Origin of the sequence: Mesorhizobium sp. M1342 (assembly GCF_040317955.1) — a bacterium.
GTDB lineage: Bacteria > Pseudomonadota > Alphaproteobacteria > Rhizobiales > Rhizobiaceae > Mesorhizobium.
The window spans coordinates 1-1,418 of sequence record NZ_JAMYLI010000068.1; the positions used below are offsets into that span (position 1 = coordinate 1).

A 1,418-nucleotide genomic window follows, 5' to 3' on the forward strand; every position below is an offset into this window, starting at 1 on the left:
TGAACTGACCCCATAAAGTTGGACGGTTCATTGAGTTGGTAGGTTTAAGGGCTGGTTCCTGTATTGCACAGGGGCCAGCCCTTTCAGTTTCAGTTTGATGCGGCGGTGGTTGTAATAGTCGATGTAGTCCGTGATGGCGTCGTCCAGGCTTTGAACGGTGTCGAAGGTTCCGGGATGGAAGAGCTCGGATTTGAGGATGGCAAAGAAGCTCTCCATTGGGGCGTTGTCGAGGCAATTGCCTTTGCGTGACATGCTCTGTTGGAGGCCTCTGGCTTCCAGCCTGCGTTGGAATGCCGACATCTGATACTGCCATCCCTGATCGGAATGCAGGATCGGCCTTTCGTTCTCACCAAGCCGGGCGAGGGCTTTGGTCAGCATATTGTCCACCATTTTGAAGCGTGGCCGCCGCGCCGTCTCGAACGCGACGATCTCGCCATTGTAGAGATCCATGACCGGGGACAGATAGAGCTTGTCGCCGGCCAGGCTGAACTCCGTCACGTCGGTCACCCATTTGCGGTTGGCGCGGTCGGCGCCGAACTTGCGCTGCAACAGATCGGGAGCGGTCCGCCCAGCCTCGCCCCTGTAGGAGCGATACTTCTTCGGCCTGACCAGCGACTTCAATCCCATCCCGGCCATCAGGCTCTGGACGGTCTTGTGGTTGACGCGCCGGCCCAACCGGTGCAGTTGCGCAGTCACCCGGCGATAGCCGTAGCGACCCTTGTGGCTGTCGAAGATGGCCTTGATCGCCGCCTTCAGCGCCGCATGGCGGTCCGAGCGCTTCGCTGCTTTCTGTCTGTAATAGAACGTGCTGCGCGCAAGCTTCGCCAGCTCGAGCAGCCCCTCAAGCGAATGCAACGGCCTTAACGCCTGGACGGCTTGCGCTTTTTGAGCGCATGTCCCTGCGTTAAGGCCTCTAGTTTTTTTAGGTAGTCGTTCTCCATCCGCAGATGCTTCAGCTCAGCCAGCAGTTCTTCGCGGCTTTTGGCCTCGTCACTGGCTGCAACAGGCACTGCGGGGGACGGCGGCTTTGACATGGGTCGTCCTCTGGGACGTGGGCCGAGCGCCTCTATCCCGCCCGCATGATAGCGCTTCTCCCAGCCCGTCAGGCAACTGGCATTGCGGATATTGAACAATGCAGCCGTCTGCCGATACGACAGACCTTCCTCCCACATTCGCTCAAGCACCGACAGCCTGAACGCCGCGTCGTAACGACCGTACTTACCAGATAGCCCGGCATCGCCATGCGCCTGGTACAACGCAACCCACTTGCGAACAGTGGCCGCATCAACGCCATGCATCGACGCCGCACTCGCGCAGCTCTCATCCCCGCCTAAATAGCTATCGACAACCGAGCGCTTGAAACTCTCGCTGTATTTGGACATGCAAAACCCCCGAAGGTTGTGTCCAACTTTCGGGGG

General features: G+C 59.1%; 1 protein-coding gene. It reads right to left on the reverse strand.

All coding sequences use genetic code 11. From position 1 onward, the window contains the following. Positions 1–27 precede the first annotated feature (27 nt). A protein-coding gene (locus NKH06_RS31945) for an IS3 family transposase (RefSeq protein WP_502895240.1) occupies positions 28–1,382 on the reverse strand; the annotation gives its coding sequence in 2 pieces (ribosomal slippage) (positions 28–917 and positions 917–1,382; 1,356 coding nt in all). Positions 1,383–1,418: the final 36 nt, after the last annotated feature.